This is a genomic window from Halomonas sp. SCS19, from assembly GCF_040147015.1.
GTDB lineage: Bacteria > Pseudomonadota > Gammaproteobacteria > Pseudomonadales > Halomonadaceae > Halomonas > Halomonas litopenaei.
Genome location: NZ_JAMSHN010000001.1, coordinates 2,021,474 through 2,040,858 on the forward strand (window position 1 = coordinate 2,021,474; position 19,385 = coordinate 2,040,858).

General features: G+C 65.0%; 18 protein-coding genes. 9 read left to right on the forward strand and 9 right to left on the reverse strand.

Annotated elements, in window-relative coordinates; all coding sequences use genetic code 11:
• Window positions 1-138 precede the first annotated feature (138 nt).
• Both NFH97_RS08750 and NFH97_RS08755 read left to right on the forward strand, forming a co-directional pair.
• Window positions 139-414: an HU family DNA-binding protein gene (locus tag NFH97_RS08750; RefSeq protein ID WP_045991652.1), complete on the forward strand. Its 276-nt coding sequence runs from the start codon at window positions 139-141 to the stop codon at window positions 412-414.
• A 91-nt stretch (window positions 415-505) separates the two neighbouring features.
• A complete protein-coding gene (locus NFH97_RS08755; protein WP_045991653.1) occupies window positions 506-862 on the forward strand; it encodes a hypothetical protein in 357 nt (118 codons plus the stop codon).
• Between the two features lie 45 nt (window positions 863-907).
• On the opposite strand, the gene recG is transcribed toward NFH97_RS08755, so the two are convergent.
• Both recG and NFH97_RS08765 read right to left on the reverse strand, forming a co-directional pair.
• Window positions 908-2,989, reverse strand: coding sequence for an ATP-dependent DNA helicase RecG (gene recG, locus NFH97_RS08760; RefSeq protein WP_045991654.1), 2,082 nt, complete (start codon window positions 2,987-2,989; stop codon window positions 908-910).
• Entirely contained in the window at window positions 2,986-3,903 is a 918-nt protein-coding gene (locus tag NFH97_RS08765) for a hydrogen peroxide-inducible genes activator (protein WP_108132191.1), read from the reverse strand. The genes recG and NFH97_RS08765 overlap by 4 nt, the downstream gene beginning before the upstream one ends.
• A 116-nt stretch (window positions 3,904-4,019) precedes the next feature.
• On the opposite strand from NFH97_RS08765, the gene NFH97_RS08770 reads away from it, so the two are divergent.
• Window positions 4,020-4,898 carry an SDR family oxidoreductase gene (locus NFH97_RS08770; protein ID WP_124804545.1) on the forward strand — a complete coding sequence of 293 codons (879 nt, stop codon included), beginning with the start codon at window positions 4,020-4,022 and terminating at the stop codon, window positions 4,896-4,898.
• A 382-nt stretch (window positions 4,899-5,280) separates the two neighbouring features.
• Here NFH97_RS08770 and NFH97_RS08775 read toward each other — a convergent pair whose 3' ends face one another.
• The 6 genes from NFH97_RS08775 to gmk form a co-directional block, all read right to left on the reverse strand.
• A complete protein-coding gene (locus NFH97_RS08775) occupies window positions 5,281-5,775 on the reverse strand; it encodes an acyloxyacyl hydrolase (protein WP_052704262.1) in 495 nt (164 codons plus the stop codon).
• Window positions 5,776-6,158: 383 nt separating this feature from the next.
• Window positions 6,159-6,668, reverse strand: coding sequence for an RNA 2',3'-cyclic phosphodiesterase (gene thpR, locus NFH97_RS08780; RefSeq protein WP_349624696.1), 510 nt, complete (start codon window positions 6,666-6,668; stop codon window positions 6,159-6,161).
• A 72-nt stretch (window positions 6,669-6,740) separates the two neighbouring features.
• A complete protein-coding gene (gene ridA / locus NFH97_RS08785) occupies window positions 6,741-7,130 on the reverse strand; it encodes a deaminase RidA (protein ID WP_108131980.1) in 390 nt (129 codons plus the stop codon).
• An 84-nt stretch (window positions 7,131-7,214) separates the two neighbouring features.
• On the reverse strand, window positions 7,215-9,347 hold the full coding sequence (locus NFH97_RS08790; protein ID WP_045991657.1) for a RelA/SpoT family protein: 2,133 nt from the start codon (window positions 9,345-9,347) through the stop codon (window positions 7,215-7,217).
• A gap of 63 nt (window positions 9,348-9,410) precedes the next feature.
• Window positions 9,411-9,668, reverse strand: coding sequence for a DNA-directed RNA polymerase subunit omega (gene rpoZ, locus NFH97_RS08795; protein WP_045991658.1), 258 nt, complete (start codon window positions 9,666-9,668; stop codon window positions 9,411-9,413).
• A gap of 243 nt (window positions 9,669-9,911) precedes the next feature.
• Window positions 9,912-10,529: a guanylate kinase gene (gene gmk / locus NFH97_RS08800; RefSeq protein ID WP_045991659.1), complete on the reverse strand. Its 618-nt coding sequence runs from the start codon at window positions 10,527-10,529 to the stop codon at window positions 9,912-9,914.
• A gap of 331 nt (window positions 10,530-10,860) precedes the next feature.
• Here gmk and NFH97_RS08805 point away from each other — a divergent pair, with 331 nt between their 5' ends.
• Together NFH97_RS08805 and NFH97_RS08810 are read left to right on the forward strand one after the other, a co-directional pair.
• Window positions 10,861-11,679, forward strand: coding sequence for a lysophospholipid acyltransferase family protein (locus NFH97_RS08805; RefSeq protein ID WP_222516278.1), 819 nt, complete (start codon window positions 10,861-10,863; stop codon window positions 11,677-11,679).
• A complete protein-coding gene (locus NFH97_RS08810; RefSeq protein ID WP_108131982.1) occupies window positions 11,672-12,628 on the forward strand; it encodes a phosphatidate cytidylyltransferase in 957 nt (318 codons plus the stop codon). Before NFH97_RS08805 ends, NFH97_RS08810 begins: the two co-directional genes overlap by 8 nt.
• Before the next feature lie 230 nt (window positions 12,629-12,858).
• On the opposite strand, the gene NFH97_RS08815 is transcribed toward NFH97_RS08810, so the two are convergent.
• Window positions 12,859-14,079, reverse strand: coding sequence for an MFS transporter (locus NFH97_RS08815; RefSeq protein WP_045991661.1), 1,221 nt, complete (start codon window positions 14,077-14,079; stop codon window positions 12,859-12,861).
• A 576-nt stretch (window positions 14,080-14,655) separates the two neighbouring features.
• On the opposite strand from NFH97_RS08815, the gene NFH97_RS08820 reads away from it, so the two are divergent.
• The 4 genes from NFH97_RS08820 to NFH97_RS08835 all read left to right on the forward strand — a co-directional run bounded on the left by NFH97_RS08820 (window position 14,656) and on the right by NFH97_RS08835 (window position 19,333).
• Entirely contained in the window at window positions 14,656-16,158 is a 1,503-nt protein-coding gene (locus NFH97_RS08820; RefSeq protein ID WP_349624697.1) for a M28 family metallopeptidase, read from the forward strand.
• 150 nt (window positions 16,159-16,308) lie between these two features.
• Window positions 16,309-16,614, forward strand: a complete 306-nt coding sequence (locus tag NFH97_RS08825) for a hypothetical protein (protein WP_045991662.1) — start codon at window positions 16,309-16,311, stop codon at window positions 16,612-16,614.
• A 108-nt stretch (window positions 16,615-16,722) separates the two neighbouring features.
• Window positions 16,723-18,333, forward strand: coding sequence for a M43 family zinc metalloprotease (locus NFH97_RS08830; RefSeq protein ID WP_197037083.1), 1,611 nt, complete (start codon window positions 16,723-16,725; stop codon window positions 18,331-18,333).
• A 58-nt stretch (window positions 18,334-18,391) separates the two neighbouring features.
• Window positions 18,392-19,333, forward strand: a complete 942-nt coding sequence (locus NFH97_RS08835; protein WP_108131984.1) for an ATP-grasp domain-containing protein — start codon at window positions 18,392-18,394, stop codon at window positions 19,331-19,333.
• The last annotated feature ends 52 nt before the right edge of the window (window positions 19,334-19,385 follow it).

Below are 19,385 nucleotides of genomic sequence, written 5' to 3' on the forward strand. Positions count from 1 at the left end.
TGTTCATCGTCGTGGTCAACGATCCTGTTGTCACGGCGCAGGGCCGGGGACTGCCCGTGTGGACACTCGGACAGTGTTTCCATAACAATGATGCCGGTGTCACGGCACCGGAGTATCAAGCCAAACCAGGAGGGCTGTATGCGCAAGCCAGAACTCGCCGCGGCGATTGCCGAGCGTGCCGATCTATCCAAGGACAAGGCCAGCCAGGTGTTGAACGTCATCCTCGACGAAATCACCGGTAGCGTGTCTTCCGGCCAGGACGTGTCGTTGATCGGCTTCGGCACCTTCACCGTGCGCGAGCGTGCCGCCCGCACCGGCAAGAACCCTCAGACGGGCCAGCCGCTGAAGATTCCCGCCAGCAAGACAGTCGCCTTCAAGCCCGGCAAGGGGCTCAAGGACGCAGTCGCCCGCTGAGGTGACGACTACCACCGCCTGTCCTCCAGGCGGTGGATCGATATCGCGGCCCGGTAGCGGGCCGCGCCTACCCGTCGACCGGTGAGGCAACATGACCCTGAGACTGATGCTGTGGCTGCTGGGCGTCATGCTCAAGCGGGCCTTCAAGCGCAAGGCGCGATTCCGCGAACGTCTGCAAGACCGGGGTGGGCTCGATTGGGGCATCGCCACCGAAGATCTGTCCATCGCGCGCCACTATCGCATGCGTCCCACGGGGATCGAGAGTCAGCGCGGACTGCCGGTGGATCTCGATCTGGAACTACGCTTCCAGGACAGTCAGACCGCGATCAAGGTACTCCGGCGCCCCTCCCAGCGCACCTTCCTCGATGCCATGATGGCCGGCCAGCTGCGACTGGTGGGCGACGCCCAGGATCTTGATCGGCTGCAGCGCCTGCTCAAGCACCTGTGAGGCATACCTGATTCATACCCGGCCCACGCCTGGCCCACACCCGGTTCACACCTGGCCATAGCGGCCGGCTTCCTCGCCCAGCCAGCGCCTGATCAGTGGCCTGCTGGCCTCTGCTGCCTGCTCGAGCAGGGCATCGGCCAGTGGAGTGATGCGCGGCAACAGGTCGGCATCGCGCTCCAGGTCGGCGATCTTCATCTGGGCCAGCCCCGTCTGGCGGGTGCCCAGCACCTCTCCGGGGCCACGAATCTCGAGGTCCCGCTCGGCGATGCGGAAGCCGTCGGTGGTCTCGCGCATGACCGACAGGCGCTGTTTGGAGGACTCCGACAGCGGCGGATGGTAGAGCAGCACGCAGTAGCTCTCGGTACTGCCGCGCCCCACCCGGCCACGCAGCTGATGCAGCTGCGATAGCCCCAGACGTTCGGGGTTCTCGATGATCATCAGGCTGGCGTTGGGCACGTCGACACCGACCTCGATGACCGTAGTGGCAACCAGCAGGTCCAGCTCGCCGCTCTTGAAGGCGGCCATCGTCTCGGCCTTCTCGGCCGCCTTCATGCGCCCGTGGACCAGGCCGACGGCCAGGCCCGGCAGAGCCTCGGTCAGCTCCTCGTGGGTCACCTCGGCGGCCTGGCAGGTCATCGCCTCGGACTCCTCGATCAGGGTGCAGACCCAGTAGGCCTGGCGGCCCTCGTCGCAGGCCGAGCGGATGCGCTGAATCACCTCGGGCCGGCGTTCGTCCGGCACCACAGCGGTGGTCACCGGGGTACGCCCGGGCGGCAGCTCATCGATCACCGAGACGTCCAGGTCGGCGTAGGCGCTCATCGCCAGGGTGCGAGGAATCGGGGTGGCGGTCATCACCAGCTGGTGGGGCGTTAGCCCGCCCTGTTCGCCCTTCTCGCGTAGCGCCAGACGCTGATGCACGCCAAATCGGTGCTGTTCGTCGATGATCGCCAGGCCCAGACGAGAAAACACCACATCATCCTGGAAGATGGCGTGGGTGCCGACGATCATGCGCGCTCGACCGTCGGCGATGGCGGCCTTGGTGTCCAGGCGCGCCTTGCCCTTGAGCTTGCCCGACAGCCAGGCCACGTCGATGTCCAGCGGCGCAAACCAGTCGCGGAAGGCGCGGTAGTGCTGCTCGGCCAGCAGTTCGGTGGGGGCCATGATGGCGGCCTGGCAGCCGCCGGCAATGGCCGTCAGTGCCGCCATCGCCGCCACCACGGTCTTGCCCGAACCGACGTCGCCCTGGACCAGACGCAGCATTGGCGCGGGCCTGGCCAGGTCGGCTCCGATCTCGTCGAGCACGCGACGCTGGGCGCCGGTCAACGAAAACGGCAGCTGGGCCAGAAAGCGAGTCTTCAGGCTGCGACCGCTGGGCAGCTCCGGCGCGCCGTCCGACTGAATGCGCAGGCGCACCTCGCGCAGGCTCAACTGGTGGGCCAGCAGCTCTTCCATGGCCAATCGCCGGGTGGCCGGGTGATGCCCGTCGCTTAGCGCCTCGACGTCGCTGTCGGGGGGCGGATGGTGCAGGGTGGCGAGGCTATCGTGCAGCGAGGCCAGGCCGAAGCGCTGACGCAGGTTTTCCGGCAGGTAGTCCGGCAGCGCCTCGGGGGTCTCTTCGAGCAGCGTCATGGCCTGGTCGATCAGCGCCCGCAGACGTGCCTGGGCAAGCCCCTCGGTGGTGGGGTAGATCGGTGTCAGGTGGTCTTCCACCGGCGGTTCACTGCCACCGATCAGACGATATTCCGGGTGGTAGATCTCCAGACCGGTCGCGCCGGCGCGGGCCTCGCCAAAGGCGCGTACCCGCACGCCGGGGCGAAACTGCTGCTGCTGCGCCGGCGAGAAGTGGAAGAAGCGCAGGCTGAGGATGCCGCTGCCGTCACGCAGTCGTACCAGCAGGCTGCGGCGGCGACCGCGGACCACGTCGGCGGCGGATACCTCGCCCTCGACCACCGCCTCGTGTCCCCCCCGCAGGGTGGCGATGGGGGTGATCCGGGTGCGGTCCTGGTAGCGCAACGGCAGGTGAAACAGCAGGTCCTCGATTCGCTCCACCTTGAGCCGGGCCAGCTTCAGGGCCAGCGCCTCGCCGACCCCCTTGAGCGTCGTGACCGGGTCCGCCAGCCCGCTCACGGAGTCTCCGATTCGGCGGCGCGGCAGCGCGCGATGGCTTCGGTCACCGCATCGATGGCCTTGGGCCGGGGAAAGCTGGCGCGCCAGGCGATCGCCACGGTACGTCCGGGGGGATCCGTGAAGGGGCGGCTGATCAGCATGCCGCTCTCGTAGTGGCTGGTGCCGATGGCCGAGCGTGGCAGCACCGTGATGCCGAGTCCCGAGGCCACCATATGGCGGATGGTCTCGAGCGATCCGCCTTCGGCGGTGAGGGTATTGTTGGGGCTGTTGAGCTTGTGGCTGATCGCCGGGCAGGCCTCGAGGATCTGGTCGCGGAAGCAGTGGCCTTCGCCCAGCAACAGCAGGCGTTCATCGAGGAGGTCTTCCTTGGCGATGGTCTCGCGCTCGGCCCAGGGATGCTCCGCCGGCAGCAGCACCTCGAAGTCTTCCTTGTAGAGCGGCTTGGTGACGACGTCGGTCTCGGTGAACGGCAGCGCCACGATGATGGCGTCGAGCTCGCCATTTCTGAGCTTGCGGCGCAGCCCGCCGGTAAAGCCTTCCTCGATGTACAGCGGCATCTGGGGCGCGCCGCGGGTCAGCTCCGGGATCAGGTGCGGGAACAGATAGGGCCCGATGGTATAGATCGCACCGATACGCAAGGGGCTTGCCAACTGGTCCCGGCCGGCGGTGGCCAGTTCCTTGATGGCGCTGCTTTGCTCCAGTACGCGCTGGGCCTGTTCGACGATCTTTTCGCCGAGGGGTGTGACCTGTACCGTGGACTTGGAGCGCTCGAACAGGGCAACCTCCAGCTCCTCTTCCAGCTTCTTCACCGCCACCGAGAGGGTCGGCTGGGAGACGAAACAGCGCTCGGCGGCGCGGCCAAAGTGGCGCTCCTGAGCCAAGGTTACGATATAGCGGAGTTCTGTTAGAGTCATGATGGTGCCGATCGGCATCCTCTATCCGGGGTATTGATCGAGGCGCCAGACGCTGGACGCGCGGGTCTCCGGGCCGGAGCCTCATAGGGATTTTATATCAGGGGGACGCGGTAAAGGTGAAGACAACGACACTGATTGTTGGTTGTGGCGACATTGGCATAACGCTGGGACGCGAGCTGCTCGCCAGTGGACACCGGGTGATCGGCGCGCGTCGCCGGCCCGAACGTCTGGCGGATTCGGGCATCGAAGGCGTCAAGGTCGATCTTGCCGACCCCGAGACGCTGGCTGAACTGCCCGATGCCGACATCCTGGTCTACGTGGTCAGCGCCGACCGCTTCGAGGAGGAAGCCTATCGCGCCGCCTACCCCGAGGGCCTTAAGGCGGTACTGGCGACCATGGCCATCCGTGACAAGGCGCCTCGCCACGTGTTCTTCGTGTCCTCCACCAGCGTCTACGCCCAGCGCGACGGCGAGGTGGTGGACGAGACCAGCCCGGCTGAACCCACCGGTTTCTCCGGTGTGCTGATGCGAGAGGCCGAGCAGGCGTTGATCGAACATGATCTGCCCGGCAGCGTGGTGCGTTTCTCCGGCATTTACGGCCCTGGGCGTGATCGCCTGATCCGCCAGGTGGGCGAGGGCCGCATCGCGCCGGCGTCGCCGACAATGTACTCCAACCGCATCCACCGCGATGACTGCGCCGGGGTGCTGGCCCATCTGATCGGCAAGGCGCTGGAGGGAGCCACCCTCGAGCCCCTGTACCTGGCCAGTGACACCGAGCCGGCCCCGCTCAACGAGGTAATGACCTGGCTGGCGAAACAGCTCAAGGTGGAATGTACCGAAACCATTCAGTCACCGCTGCGTCGCAGGGCCAGCAAGCGCTGCGACTCCAGCTTGTTGATCGACAGCGGGTATCGCTTCCGTTACCCGACCTTCCGTGACGGCTATACCCAGGTGCTGAAGGAAGGCGGTTTTCTCAAGGCCGGCGTGGTGGAGTAAGGCCGGCGTCGAGCACCGGATCGACGAGGGTTTCAAAAGGACCGACAGCGCAAGGTCCGACAGCGCAAGGCCGGCAACGGAAAACTGCCGGCCAGATAGCAGAAAAAGCCCGCAACGAGGTTGCGGGCTTTTTCTTATCGACTTTTTCTTGCGGGCTTTTCTTGCAGACTTTTTCTTGCGGACTGTTTTTGCGGTAGTGGCAACGCGGGGGCGATCGCTTGCCCCGTCTTGTGCAAGACGAACGGGGAGTCACCGCTAAAAATGGCATGACAAGATAGTGCAGCGCACGTCTTGTCCGATAAAAGCGTATTCGCTTTGGTGTCTCGAGTGCGCCGAATGCATCGCCAGGGTCTGACCCTTGTCGGTCACATCCCGCAAGGCTTCAGTAGGCAAGGCGCCAGTTGAGCGCATACAGCTCGAAGCCATCGTTGGGCTCCTTGATACTGGCGTTGGAGTAGTGGGTGGCACTGATCGACAGATCGCCGTAGGGGCCCATCCGTAGACCCAGGGCGAGACGATCCTCGAACTGGAAGGAGCTCCCCAGATCACGGTCCTCGATATGGGTATCGATAAAGGCCGAGGCACCGATGCCGCCTTCCACGAAGACGTGGTCCCAGCTGTAGCGCAGCGCAGGACGCAGGTAGAAGGCCTGGTTGGCGCTACGGTCGTCGCCTTCGAACAGGATCACCCCGGTGCCCAGGCGCAGGTCCAGTGAGGGGTGGTAGCGACTCAGGTCGAAGGTCCAGTCATAGCCCAGATCCAGTGCCCCGGTGCCCTCGCTGGTGGAGCCGAGGCCGAGGGTGGGGCCTGCCGTGGCGGTAGAGGCGAGTCCCATGAGCAGGCAGCAGGCCAGCGGGCGGGCGAGTGAGGTAGTCATGGCGATTCCCCTATCCTTGTTGTGTCCTCGGGTCGTGGATCCGGCTGGCCCGAGCGCTGTTCGTTATTGTCTTTTGCAAATGGCTTTCGACACCGGCATTCGCACTCGTGCCACTGTCGCGTCTTGCCCGGATATCGTTGACGTTGCTGTGCTGTAATACGCTAGTCCCGGGTCCCACCATCGTTCGTGATTCAGGTCACATTCTTCTGCATAGCCGTGAGGTTTCTGCACAGCGGAAAAGCTCTTGTCGATGGACCAACCCCAGGTAGATCGGTCAACAGGCAGACCCTCCGGGTGTACGAAAGGTGGTGTTCCTGTGCCTGGCCGGAGCCTACGCTCAAGGGTGCCACTATCGGTCAGATGGCAGAGCTACCTATGCCGAGTTATCGACTGGTTGCGAGCGTGGTATATCGGCTGCCTTCATGACTAATTGATGACTGTATTAGTTGAATTGAAGTATAAGGCCAGCAGAAACAATCTTCTGATAAAGGTTGTGCTGATTGAGTCATCGCACTACGCAGTAACGATACATGGGGACGAAATTGCTGCGGTTGGTGGGGCAGGCCCCATCGGGTGAGCTGTCGCGACAGGTCGCTCTGCAGCTTGAGAAGGGAATCGGGGGGAGAGGAAGGACCGATCCAGACGATGCCGGGCCGGTGGAAGTAGCCTACGTGGTCGAGGGTCAGCCGACCGGGCGCACAGGGGTAGCGCTGGACCCAGCGACGCAGCTTCAAGGCGGTGGTGTCGCTCTGCTCACCGAGGAAGGCCAGCGTCAGATGAAGGTTGTCGTCGGGGATGCGGCGCCCGCCCAGTTCGGCGTGCAGCCGGTCGGCCAGCCCGCCGAGACGTTGGCGCAGCGCAGTCGGCGGCGTGAGCGCAAGAAACAGTCGCATCCCCGGGTTGCCCAGGCAGGGAGCGAGGCCGGAAATCCAGACGCCTCGGACCCTGACCTCAGGCTCCGTCCATCAGTCGCCGATGACCATCACCGCCTCGGCTTCGAACTGGGCGCCCTTGGGCAGGGCCTTGACGCCGACCGCGGCACGCGCCGGGTACGGCTTGGTGAAGACCTCTTCCATCACCTTGTTGACGGTGGCGAAGTTGTCCAGGTCGACCAGGTAGAGGTTGAGCTTGACGATGTCCTGCAGCGAGCCTGCGGCCTCTTCACACACCGCCTTGAGGTTGGTGAAGACCTGGCGCGCCTGGGCCTCGAAGTCGTCGGAAACCAGCTCCATGGTGGCCGGGTCCAGCGGAATCTGGCCAGACATGTAGACGGTGTTGCCGGCCTTGATGGCCTGGGCGTAGGGGCCGATGGCGGCGGGCGCCTGGTCGGTGTTGATGACAGCCTTGTTGCTCATTGTTGACTCCTGATGTCGTGTCAGCGGCAAATAGCAACACCACCACCAGGGCCGTCATCGGGATGACGGCCCTGGCGTCGGGGCTCAATTGCCAAGTCGAGAGATCTTGCCGATATGCGAAAGGTTACGCAGTCGTTTGATGATGCGTGCCAGATGGGTCCGATTACGCACAGAAAGTGTCAGATTGACGATCGAGAGGCGGGCGTCACGCTCCTCGATGCCGATGCGCTCGATATTGGCGTCGGCGTCGGTGATCAGGCCGGCCAGCTCGGCCACCAGGCCGCGGCGACTTTCGACCTCGAGGCGAAGCGCCACGGGGAAGTCCTCGTCGATGGTGTCCGACCAGTTGAGCGTCAGCAGCTTCTCCGGGTCGCTCTTCAATTCCTGCAGGTTGCGGCACTCGGAGCGGTGTACCACGATGCCCTTGCCCACCGACAGATGGCCGATGATCGGGTCTCCCGGCAGCGGGTGGCAGCAGCGGGCAAACTTGATCACCATGCCTTCGACGCCGCTGATGGTGACCCTGGAGCTGTCCTCGGCGGCCTCGCTATGGGAAATTCGCTCGCCACGGTGCAGTTCCACCAGGCGACGGGCGATCACCTGGGTCATGCGATTGCCAAGGCCAATGGCTTCGAGCAGGGCGGATTCGCTCTGCAGCTCCATCTCCTTGAGCAGTCGTGCCATGACGTCTTCGCCGACGTCCTCCAGATGCACGCCAAACTCGCCCAGCGCCTTGGTCAGCAGGCGGCGTCCCAGCTGTACCGCTTCGGTATGCTGCTGATGCTTGAGCGCATGGCGGATGGCCGAACGCGCCTTGGCGGTAACGACGAAATTGAGCCAGGCGAGGTTCGGCTTGCCGCCCGGAGAGGTGATGATCTCCAGCGTCTGGCCGCTCTCCAGGCGCGATGACAGCGGGGCCAGATGGCGGTCGATGCGACAGGCGATGCAGGTGTTGCCGATCTCGGTGTGCACGGCGTAGGCGAAGTCGATCACGGTGGCGCCCTGCGGCAGCTCCATGATGTCGCCTTTCGGCGTGAACACGTAGATATCATCGGGGAACAGGTCGTTCTTGACGTGTTCGATGAACTCCAGCGAATCGCCGGCATGGCGCTGCATCTCGAGCAGCCCCTTGACCCATTCCCGGGCCCTGGCACGGCTGCCTTCGGCGATCGGGTGGGAAGTCTGCCCGGCCTTGTACAGCCAGTGGGCGGCGATACCGTTGTTGGCCATCGCCTCCATTTCCCGGGTACGGATCTGGACCTCGATGGGCATGCCGCTGTTGCCGAACAGGGTGGTATGCAGGCTCTGGTAGCCGTTGGCCTTGGGGATGGCGATGTAGTCCTTGAAGCGCCCCGGGACTGGCTTGTAGAGATTGTGCACCATGCCGAGGATGCGATAGCAGCTGTCGACGTCGTCGGCGATGATGCGAAAGCCGAACACGTCCATGATTTCGGCGAAGGACTTACGCTGGTCGCGCATCTTGCGATAGATCGACAGCAGGTGCTTCTGGCGCCCGATCACCGTGCCCTTGAGCTCGTGCTCGTCGAGCCGGGTCTGCAGCGCATTCTGCACCTGACGGATGGCCGAGCGACGGTTGCCTCTGGCGCTGGCCACGGCGCGCTTGATGCGTTCGGCGCGCATCGGGTGGATGGCCTGGAACGACAGGTCCTCCAGCTCGACCCTGATGGTATTGATGCCGAGGCGGCTGGCCACCCGGGCATAGATCTCGAGCGTCTCCCGAGCGATGCGGCGCTTCTTGTCCGGGCGCAGCGCGCCCAGGGTACGCATGTTGTGCAGCCGGTCGGCCAGCTTGACGATGATTACCCGGATATCCCGGGACATCGCCATGACCATCTTCTGGAAGTTTTCCGCCTGGGCGACGGCCTTGTCCTCGAAGGTGATCTGGGTGAGCTTCGAGACGCCGTCGACCAGTTCGGCCACGGCTTCGCCGAACTGCCCGGCGAGGGCATCCTTGGAGACCCCGGTATCCTCGATGACGTCGTGCAGCATGGCCGCCATCAGGCTCTGATGGTCCATGTGCATGTTGGCGAGGATGTTGGCCACCGCCAGCGGGTGGGTCACATAGGGTTCGCCGGAGCGACGACGCTGGCCGTCGTGGGCCTGTTCGGCATAATAGAAGGCACGCCTGACCTGCTGGATTTCCTCGGCGGGCAGATAGCCTCCGAGTCGGTCAGACAGATCGTCGATCGTGAACATGTGGCGTGCCCTGACTGCGTGATGAGAGGTCCGAAGGGCGACCCGCGGCCGCCTTCGGCACGATCATTCCTCGGAGGGCGAGGCCTGGTACTCGGGACGGAAGCGGCTGGGCGCCTCGACCGGCTCGTCCAGCACGCTGTGGTCGATCAGGCCCTCGGCGATCTCGCGCAGAGCCATGACCGTGGGCTTGTCGTTTTCCCAGGGAAGCAGCGCGTCGCGTGAGCCACGGGCCAGCTGCCGGGAGCGCTGGGTGGAAATCATCACCAGCTTGAAACGGTTCTCGACGTGTTCCAGACAATCTTCGACAGTAACTCGCGCCATTGGGCCCTTCCTGATCTGACAGACGGTGTGTCGGGCAGGTGCTGGCCTTTCGCGGTCGGCGAGACGGACTGTGCCCCCGTCGACGATTGCGCCCGGGGGTTGCACCTGCGAAGTGACAGGCTAGATTACTCGAGTCACGCCGCCTGTGACAAGACGCCGGGGTCTGGTTGCAGCGCCGAAAAGCGAGCCGTGGGAGGCGTGGGTTGCCCGCGCTCCTCGGCGACTTGCCTTTGATAGCGTGTTCTAGTCGGACAGAAGCGCCTCGAGCAGCGGGGCATGGCGCTGTCCAAGGCGCGGTGTGGCCAGGCGCTGGCTCACTACTAGGGCGCGCAGCTCGTCCAGTGCGGTGGTGAAGTCGTCGTTGATGACCAGGAAGTCGTATTCGCTGTAGTGGGACATTTCGCTGACCGCCTCACGCATGCGCGCGCTGACCACCTGATGGTCGTCGGTGCCGCGGCTCGACAGGCGGCGTTCAAGCTCTTCCCGTGAAGGCGGCAGGATGAACACCGAGACAGCCTCTGGCATCTGCTCGCGAACCTGGCGGGCGCCTTGCCAGTCGATCTCCAGAATCACGTCCTGACCGGCGGCCAGCAGTGTCTCCACGGCGCTGCGCGAGGTGCCGTAGCAGTTGTCGAAGACCCGAGCGTGCTCGAAGAAGTCACCCTGCTCGATCATCGCCTCGAAGGTGGCCATGTCGACGAAGTGGTAGTTCACGCCGTCGACCTCGCCCGGGCGCATGGGGCGGGTAGTGTGGGAGACCGAGACCTGAATGCCGTCGAGACCCTCGATCAATTCACGCACCAGGCTGGTCTTGCCGGCGCCGGAAGGGGCAGAAACGATAAACAGCGTACCTTGGGACATGGGCGGGGTCTTCACTTGGAGGCCTTGGGGATCGAGCGCCGTTCGCGGGCGACTTCGCGGGCGACAAGGTGGCGAAGTATGGCACAGTTGGGCCTGGGCCTGCATCCGCCCAGGCTGACCCGCGACGTCGCTCGGTGGGGCCATCGCTCCCCCTGGACTCTCCGTGAATTCCCCCTGAACTCCCGTGAAAAAGCGCCGTGGAGAGGGAAACGGGACCGCCTGGACGGGCGGCGAGATCGGAAAAAGGCAAGCCGATGGCGGCGGTGGATCCGGGGAGCGTCATTCAGCCGGGGCGGAACAACGTCCGAGCATGGGCAAGGGAGCATAAGACATGAAAGGAACAGCCTGGCGGGCGGCGTTGACGGGGGTGCTGATCCGGCTGGTGGCACGGCTGGTGACGGCGCCCAGGCCGATCTGGTCGGGGGTCGCGCCGGTGGCACGTCAGCGGCTGTACTTTGCCAATCACTCGAGTCATGGCGACTTCGTGCTGATCTGGACCACCCTGCCGCCGCGCCTGCGGGCGCGCACCCGCCCCGTGGCGGGCGCCGACTACTGGCTGGCGTCACGGCTGCGGCGCTTTCTGATCCACGACGTCTTCAAGGGGGTGCTGGTCGACCGCCAGCGCAAGCCCGGCCAACCTGACCCCCTGGCAGTGCTGCGTGAGGCGCTCGACGGCGGCGACTCGCTGATTCTGTTTCCCGAGGGCACCCGCAATACCGATGACAAGGGCCTTTTGCCGTTCAAGCCGGGGCTCTACCACCTGGCCTGCGACTATCCCGAGGTAGAACTGGTGCCGGTATGGATCGATAACCTCAATCGGGTGCTGCCCAAGGGCGAGGTGGTACCGCTGCCGCTGCTATGCACGCTCAACTACGGCGAGCCGCTGGCTCGGATAGAGGGCGAGGACAAGGCCGATTTTCTCGCCCGGGCGAAGCGAGCGCTGCAGGCGCTGGCGCCGGCCGGGGCCAGCGTTCCCAGCGACCCCGTGTCTCCCGACACCGCGCCACCCGACACCGCTCATCCAGGTTCTACCACCCCTGGCTCTACCACCCCAGCTACCAGCACCCCAGACACCACCACCCCAGCTAAAAGCACCCCAGGCTCCGCCACCGAGGCATCTGGCCCCAGGGAGGGGGCGCCGAATGACTGATATCGTGATTCCCGCCGGTCTCGGCACCCTGCTCGCCGCCATCGTCGGGATCTTGCTGGTGGCCAGTAGCGTTGGCTTCGTACTGGCCCGCCGCTATTCGCCCGAGGGCGAAAACGAAGTGATCGAAAACCTCAACCAGCGCATCCGCTCCTGGTGGATCATGACGCTGTTGATGGGTATCGCCCTGCTAGGCGGCAGGACCGGGGTGGTGCTGCTGTTTGCCTTCGCCTCGTTTTCCGCGTTGCGCGAGTTCATCGGCCTGGTGCCGTCACGACGGGCCGATCACTGGGCCCTGGCGCTGGTGTTCTTTGTGGTGCTGCCGGTGCAGTACCTGTTCATCTGGCACCAGTACTACGGCATGTACTCGATCTTCATTCCGGTCTACGCGTTCCTGCTGTTGCCGGTGGTGGCGGCCCTGAGAGGGGATAGTCAGGGCTTTCTCGAGCGGGTCAGCGAGGTCCAGTGGGCGCTGATGGTGTGCGTCTTCTGCGTTTCTCACGTGCCTGCGCTGTTGAGCCTGGACATCCCCGGCTATGAGGGGCGCAACGTGCTGCTGATCGCCTTTCTGATCGTGGTGGTGCAGCTCAGCGATGTCCTGCAGTACGTCTGGGGCAAGCTGCTCGGACGCCGGCGTATCGCCCCCAGGCTATCGCCCTCCAAGACCTTGGAAGGCTTCCTCGGCGGGGTGGCCAGTGCCACCCTGGTCGGGGCCGGATTGGCCTGGATGACCCCCTTTTCCATGGGCCAGGCGGCGCTGCTGGCGCTGATGATCGCGCTGCTCGGCTTCGTCGGGGGGCTGGTGATGTCGGCGATCAAGCGCGATCGCGGGATTAAGGACTGGGGTCACCTGATCGAGGGACATGGCGGCTTTATCGATCGTCTGGATTCGGTGATCTTCTCGGCACCGATCTTCTTCCACGTGGTGCGCTACTTCTGGTCGGTGGCATGAGGCCCTGGTGGCGTCACAGCGCAATGCATGGACTGGTGGGGTTCGTCGCCATGGGCGGCTGGACCGCCTGGGCAAGGGCGCGGCGCCTGCATCGTTTCCTTGCCGAAGGCGGTAACTAAGCCTGGGGACGCGGCGCGGCGCCTGTCATTGCGGTTCTCGATTGGCGAAGGCGGCGCCTGACATTGCGCATTCTGCTCAACGAAGGCGACGCCTGAGTCCGGGGCGAACGATCAGCTCTCGCTGGCGCAGTCGGTGGCCGCGGCGCGGCGCCTGTCGCTGCGCTTCTCGGCGCGCAGGCCGATATAGAAGACCACCAGGCCGCCAAGGGCGAGCCCGGCGCCGACCAGGCCACTGGAGGACCAGGGCGCACCGGCCTTGATGGTCACCCCGGCCAGATAGGCGCCCAGCGCATTGGCGCAGTTGAAGGCGGCGTGATTCATCGAGGCGGCCATGGTCTGGGCGTCGCCGGCCACGTCCATCAGGCGTGTCTGCAGCGCCGGACCCAGCGCCATGCTGGTGCCGACCAGGCCGACGAACAGGATGCCGGTGTAAAGGTTGTCGGCGGCAAAGTAGAAGGCGCCCTGGACCACCAGGCACCACAGCAGGATGCGCGGCACCGCCTTCATCAGATTCTTGTCCGCTGCCCGGGCGCCCACCAGATTGCCGATGATGCCGCCGATGCCGAAGATCGCCAGCACCCAGGGGCCGACCATCTCGGGCATGTCGGCCTGGGCGCGCAGGGTCGGTACCACATAGCTGAACACCGAGAACATGCCGCCAAAGCCGATGCTGGCCACGCCCAGGGTGTAGAGCACCCGCTGTTTGACCAGGGCGGTCAGTTCGCGCTTGGGGCTGGCCTTGACGTCATGCGGCTGACGCGGCACGAACAGCTTGATCAGGCCCATGGTGACAAAGGCCACGACGCCCACCGCGAAGAAGGCGAACTGCCAGCCGAACCACTGGCCGGCCCAGGTGGCCAGTGGCGCGCCGATCACGATGGCGCTGGTCAGCCCCAGCATGACCCGGCTGATGGCTCGGGCGCGTTCTTCCACCGGTACCGCTGCTGCGGCCACCAGGGCGGCCACGCCGAAGTAGGCGCCGTGGGGCAGGCCGGCAAGAAAACGCAGACCGACAAAGGGCCAGAAGCTGGTCGCCAGGGCACTGGCGATGTTGCCCACGGCGAACACCAGCATCAGGCAGATCAGCAGGGTGCGCCGGGGCACCCGCGCGGCCAGCGCCGAGATCAGCGGCGCACCGACCACTACCCCCAGGGCATAGGCGGAGATGGCGTAGCCGACGTCGGCGGCGCTGACCGACAGGTCCTGGGCGACACGCTCCATCAAGCCCATGATCACGAACTCGCTGGTACCGATGCCAAAGCCACCGAGGGCCAGGGCGAGCTCCGCCAGGCGAGGATGACGAGCTCTGAGATGGGTGATGGAGATTGCCATCGGGCCTCCTGGAAAACGAAAACGATCCCGACGGGTGTCGAGATCGTAAATTTACGACAAAAGTATAAGGCATCCGAAAGGTGGGTTCTAGCGCCGAAAACGTCAATCTTGTCGATTAGATAGGGCTAAAATGCGGGTAAGTGACGGTTATGTGTCGTCGAGCCGGGGCGCTCTCCAGCGCCACGGCGAGCTATCGTGTTGTTAATTTTACCACTGTGAAAAAGCGCTCAGCTTTAGCGCATTTCTGTTGAAGAAGTTTCACCTATACGCAGTGTACTGTTTTTCTGTGCTCTTTTTTTGACACGACCAGCAGGCTGATCTCTTCAAAACTCTCCACTGCGCTTAACATTTGATTGAAAATCAATAGCCTGGCATGTGTTCACCGGCAAGTGATCGTGCCGATGTCGACGCGTGATTGTCGTGACGAGTGATGGCGGCGAGTGAGGAACGAACTACCTTAGTAGTTCAGTACCACCCGACTAAGTCCGTTGAGCCCCATTCCTCGGTTCAGCGGCGGTCGTCGTGGCGACGCCGAAACCGATGGTTCGGTGCACGCGCTGACGGCAGGGAGTCGACATGAAGGTCGAACTGCATCAGGCAAGGAGCGGCGACGCGACGCTGACCGAGCGCGTCGAGAAAGCCGGTGGCTGGCTGGTGGAGGCTGGACGCAAACGGCTGCTGGTCGCCGCCAACGCCCGCTGGCGGGCCGTCCGCGAGGCCACGAGCCTGCATGACGCCGATGACGCCGATGACGCGATGGTCCAGGACCTGGGCCAGGGAAGGCTGCACGGTGTCTGCCAGAAGGGTCGGCTGTTCCAGCAGGCCCATCCCGAGGTCCCGGTGCTGCTGGATGCGGGGCGCTATCTGGTGGTGGACCTGCCCAGGTCCGAGGCCAACAGGATCAACAAGCCCCTTGAGCAAAGTGAAGCGCCCTGCTTCCGCCTGTTCCCTTTACGCGAATCGACCCGTCTGTTTCGCCAGGTTGCGCCTCGTCGCGACGCCGCAGGAGCCCGGGCCGTCGACGCTGTCGTCGCGTCGGCCTCCCAGGCCCGCTACGTCACCCTGCTGAGTCAGCTGGTGTCCTATCCGACGCGCCTATCATCGAGCGCCGAGTACGCTCAGGCGGTGGACTGGGCCGAGTCTCAGCTGACCACGGCGGGGCTGGCCGTGGATCGCCAGCAGGTATCGCTGCCCGGCGGCGCCAGCAGCATCAACCTGCTGGCGCGGCTGCCGGGGCAGGCCGCCAGCCCCCGTCACTGGCTGGTGGTCGCTCACCTGGACAGCGTCAACCATCAGGGCGGTCCGTCCGCACCGGCGCCGGGCGCCGACGACAACGCCAGTGGCTCGGCGGCGCTGATGCTGATGGCCGAGGTGCTGGCCGGGCAGCGTTTCGATGATGACCTGAGCTTTGTGCTGTTCGGCGGCGAGGAGCAGGGGCTGCACGGTAGCCGCCAGTTCGTGGCGGGACTCTCCGCTGCCGAGCGGGGGCGCATCACCGGGGTGCTCAATATGGACATGATCGGCTCGATCAACGCCACACCGGCGGCGGTACTGCTGGAAGGCGCGCCCCTCAGCCAGGACATGATTGATGGCCTGAGTGCGGCGGGAGGCCGCTTCACCGATCTCGAACTGCAGGTCTCGCTCAACCCCTTTGCCAGTGATCATGTGCCCTTTATCGACGCCGGCATACCCGCCGTGCTGACCATCGAAGGGGCCGACGGCGCCAATGACGCCATCCATGGACCTAACGATGTCCTGGCCACGGTGGATCCGTCCTACGCCATGAAGATCGTGGCAATGAACCTGGGGTTTGTGGCCACCAGCGCCGGCCTGCACGCGGTCGACGCCCCACCCCTGCCGGAATGCCACTGTCGTGGCGACGAGCGCCACCACCTGGGCGACCCCTGGCGCCAGCTCGAGGCCCATCATGAAGCCCTGCTGGCCCAGTATCGTCGCTGGCAGGGACAAGGTGTCTGGTTGGCGCAGCTGGACGTCGGCTGGCGTCAGGCCTGGCAGCGGTTGGAGTTGCTGCGCTCGCGCAGGGAATGGGAGCGACGGTCTCGGTCAACGGGCCGTTGAACGAGCCAGTGGCAAGGCCGCTCACCCAGCCACTCAGCCAGCCACTCACCCAGCCACTCACCCAGCCAGTGATCGAGTGACGCCCCGGCGAGACGAGAACAGGCAAGACAAGATCAGGTAAAGCAAGACAAGACCGATCAGGAGGATGTGATGCCAAAGGACCTGTGCGGAGACTGGATCGAGATGCGCGAGGAAGGCATCGGCGACTGCACGGTGCTGCGGCACCCGGATTCGCCGGCTGTCACCCCCTCGCGGATGCCGCGAAGGCGCCTGTGTCTGCACCAGGACGGCGCCGTCGAGCTCCACACCGGAGACGCCGCCGACCGCCTTGCCTGCGATGCCCGTGGTCAGTGGCGGCGTGATGGCGATCAACTGCACCTGACACTGCCCGGTTGGGACGGTGACTACGATATCGATGCGCTGGAGGACGATCTTCTGATCATTACCCGTCATTGAGGCCACCAACGCCGCCAATACCGTGCGTTGTGGGGCCACTTGAGGCCAGTTGCTGGCCATTGAACCTGTACTCACGACGCCGACCGGCTGGCCGGCGGGGAGGCTTGCATGTCCGATAACACCACCCATCCGGAACGGTGTCGCTGTTGTGGCACCATGGCGGTTCACCGGCGACTGCTGGACCAGGACCCCGGTTATGCCAGGCGGCGATCGCGCATCGAGGAACACGCCTTTCGCGCCATGCGTGGCACCATCGTCCAGCGTCCGGGGTGCACCCGCATCCCGGTGGTCGTCCACGTGGTCTACAACACCGACGAGCAGAACATCTCGCGGGAGCAGATCGACAGCCAGATCGAGATCCTCAATGAGGACTTTCGCAAGGCCAATGCCGACATCTCGACGGTACCTGCGCCCTTCGCGCCGGTGGCCGCCGATGCCAGGCTATTGTTTGCGCTGGCCACCAGCGATCCCGACGGCAACCCCACCGATGGCATCACCCGCACCCGCACCGACGTCAGCGGTTTCGTCGATGACGACAAGGTCAAGGCCGACGCCAGCGGCGGCAAGGATGCCTGGCCCGCAGACGAATACCTCAATATCTGGGTCTGCCCGCTTTCCGGTGGCCTGCTCGGCTACGCCCAGTTCCCCGGCGGACCCGCCGCCACCGACGGCGTGGTGGTGACCTACACCGGCTTCGGCAACATGGGCACCGCCCGGGCGCCGTTCGACCTGGGGCGCACCACCACCCACGAGATAGGCCACTGGCTCAATCTCTTTCATATCTGGGGAGACGACGGCACCGGCTGCTCCGGCTCGGACTTCGTCGACGACACCCCCAACCAGGGCGGCGCCAACCTGGGCAAGCCGACCTTTCCCAAGGTGTCCTGCGACAACGGCCCCGATGGCGACATGTTCATGAACTACATGGACTACGTCGACGACGACACCATGGTGATGTTCACTGAGGGCCAGGTGGCACGGATGCAGGCCTGCCTGGATGGCCCCCGCAGTGCCATCGGCGAGATGGTGTCGTGCACACCGCTGCACCCCAAGGCGCTGCCAAAGGACGCCCCCAAGGAGTTCACCAAGGAACCGATCAAGGATCCGCCAAAAGAGCGGCCCAAGGATAACCCCAAGGAGTTCGTCAAGGAGCCGGTCAAGGAGAGCGTCAAGGAGGGACCGAAGGACCTGATCAAGGATGGCATCAAGGATGGGATCAAGGACGGCGGCAAAGACGGGATCAAGGATGGCATCAAGGACGGCGGCAAGGAGTTGCCCAAGGACAACCCCAAGGACTTTGGCAAGGATCCAGGCCTGGAGCCGGGCAAATGGAAGCCGCTTGACCCGCCTCCCAAGCAGATCTTCGAAGTGCCGACCAAGCAACTGGTGGAAGGCCCCGTGGGCGGCAAGCAGGCCTTCGAGAATCCGCTACCGGGGGGCTGGGGCAACCAGCCCGTCCAGCCGATGCAACCAATGCAACCAGCCCAGCCGCTGCAGCCCTTTGTGCTGGCCACCGGTCAGGCGCCGTCGGGCGCCTCGCTCAAGCCGCCGGTGGCGGACGGCGGAGGCGAGCAGGATCAGAGCCAGGCGTTGCTTGGCGAGTACGCTCAACTGCTGGCGCAGTACGCCCAGCTCTACCAGCAGGGCATGCTCGATCAGCAGGGGATGCTGGCCTGGCAGCAGGCCTGGGCGGCCTACGTGCAGCTTGGTGGACGGTGAGCGATGACAGGACCCGCGGGCACCCTGTCGGTGCCCGCCTTTTTCGAGGGAGCCGAGCATGATCCTGATCCTGTCGTTTGCCGACAATGCCCATGTCGAGCGGGTACTGCCCCATCTTCACTCGCCGGTGGAGGTGATCGACGTCGCCGACTTCCCCCGGCGCCTGGGAATCCTGGCCTACGCAGGTGCCAGCGGTGACAGCCTGTGGCTGGAACTTGGCGACGGGCGCCGGCTGGCGCTGGACGAGGTGCGCTCGGTATGGAACCGGCGCATCCGTTCCTTTGACCTGGACCCTGCCCTGGGCGACGGCACCGAACGGCTGTTTGCCTGGTCCGAGACCCAGGAGGCGGTGCTTGGACTGTGGTATGCCCTGGATAGCTTCTGGATGAACCATCCGCTGGCCGACGAACGCGCCCAGCGCAAGCTGACCCAGCATCGTCTGGCCCACCGGCTGGGGCTCGAGATTCCCGATACCCTGATCACCAATCGCCCGGACGCCGCTGCCGAGTTTATCGCCCGCCACGGCGACGGTGGAGTGGTACGCAAGGCCTTTCGCAATATCGTCGAGGCGCCGCGAGAGACCCTCAAGGTCGGCCAGGACGAGATGGCCAGGCTCGAGGCGGTTCGTCTGGCGCCGGTGATCTTTCAGGAGTACATCCCGCTGGCGCTGGACCTGCGCGTCACCGCGGTGGCCGGCGAGATGTTCGCGACCGCCTTCAGGAGCGAGCCGCAGTACGAGGTCGACTACCGCAGTGGCGTGGGCAGCGCCGAGGTCTTCCCCTATACCCTGCCGGATGAGGTGGAGGCCGGACTGCGCGCGCTGATGAGAGAGCTTGGACTGGCCTACGGCGCCATCGATCTAAGGGTCACACCCGAGGGGCGTCATGTGTTCTTCGAGGTCAATCCGGCCGGCGAGTACCTGTTCGCCAGCGAACGCAGCGGCCAGCCGATTCCCCAGGCCATCGCCGCCGCCCTGGAGCGCGGCGGCGGCGAGTGGTGACGTCCCCGGCCGGTGGCAGCAGGGCCCCCGGTCGGTGGGATCAGGGCCCCCG

Bases quoted from the DNA above. Each gene is read 5' to 3' on its own strand.
- NFH97_RS08750 (WP_045991652.1), top strand. From the start codon at position 139: ATGCGCAAGCCAGAACTCGCCGCGGCGATTGCCGAGCGTGCCGATCTA.
- NFH97_RS08755 (WP_045991653.1), top strand. From the start codon at position 506: ATGACCCTGAGACTGATGCTGTGGCTGCTGGGCGTCATGCTCAAGCGG.
- NFH97_RS08765 (WP_108132191.1), bottom strand. From the start codon at position 3,903: ATGACTCTAACAGAACTCCGCTATATCGTAACCTTGGCTCAGGAGCGC.
- NFH97_RS08775 (WP_052704262.1), bottom strand. From the start codon at position 5,775: ATGACTACCTCACTCGCCCGCCCGCTGGCCTGCTGCCTGCTCATGGGA.
- thpR (WP_349624696.1), bottom strand. From the start codon at position 6,668: ATGCGACTGTTTCTTGCGCTCACGCCGCCGACTGCGCTGCGCCAACGT.
- ridA (WP_108131980.1), bottom strand. From the start codon at position 7,130: ATGAGCAACAAGGCTGTCATCAACACCGACCAGGCGCCCGCCGCCATC.
- NFH97_RS08790 (WP_045991657.1), bottom strand. From the start codon at position 9,347: ATGTTCACGATCGACGATCTGTCTGACCGACTCGGAGGCTATCTGCCC.
- rpoZ (WP_045991658.1), bottom strand. From the start codon at position 9,668: ATGGCGCGAGTTACTGTCGAAGATTGTCTGGAACACGTCGAGAACCGT.
- gmk (WP_045991659.1), bottom strand. From the start codon at position 10,529: ATGTCCCAAGGTACGCTGTTTATCGTTTCTGCCCCTTCCGGCGCCGGC.
- NFH97_RS08805 (WP_222516278.1), top strand. From the start codon at position 10,861: ATGAAAGGAACAGCCTGGCGGGCGGCGTTGACGGGGGTGCTGATCCGG.
- NFH97_RS08810 (WP_108131982.1), top strand. From the start codon at position 11,672: ATGACTGATATCGTGATTCCCGCCGGTCTCGGCACCCTGCTCGCCGCC.
- NFH97_RS08815 (WP_045991661.1), bottom strand. From the start codon at position 14,079: ATGGCAATCTCCATCACCCATCTCAGAGCTCGTCATCCTCGCCTGGCG.
- NFH97_RS08820 (WP_349624697.1), top strand. From the start codon at position 14,656: ATGAAGGTCGAACTGCATCAGGCAAGGAGCGGCGACGCGACGCTGACC.
- NFH97_RS08825 (WP_045991662.1), top strand. From the start codon at position 16,309: ATGCCAAAGGACCTGTGCGGAGACTGGATCGAGATGCGCGAGGAAGGC.
- NFH97_RS08830 (WP_197037083.1), top strand. From the start codon at position 16,723: ATGTCCGATAACACCACCCATCCGGAACGGTGTCGCTGTTGTGGCACC.
- NFH97_RS08835 (WP_108131984.1), top strand. From the start codon at position 18,392: ATGATCCTGATCCTGTCGTTTGCCGACAATGCCCATGTCGAGCGGGTA.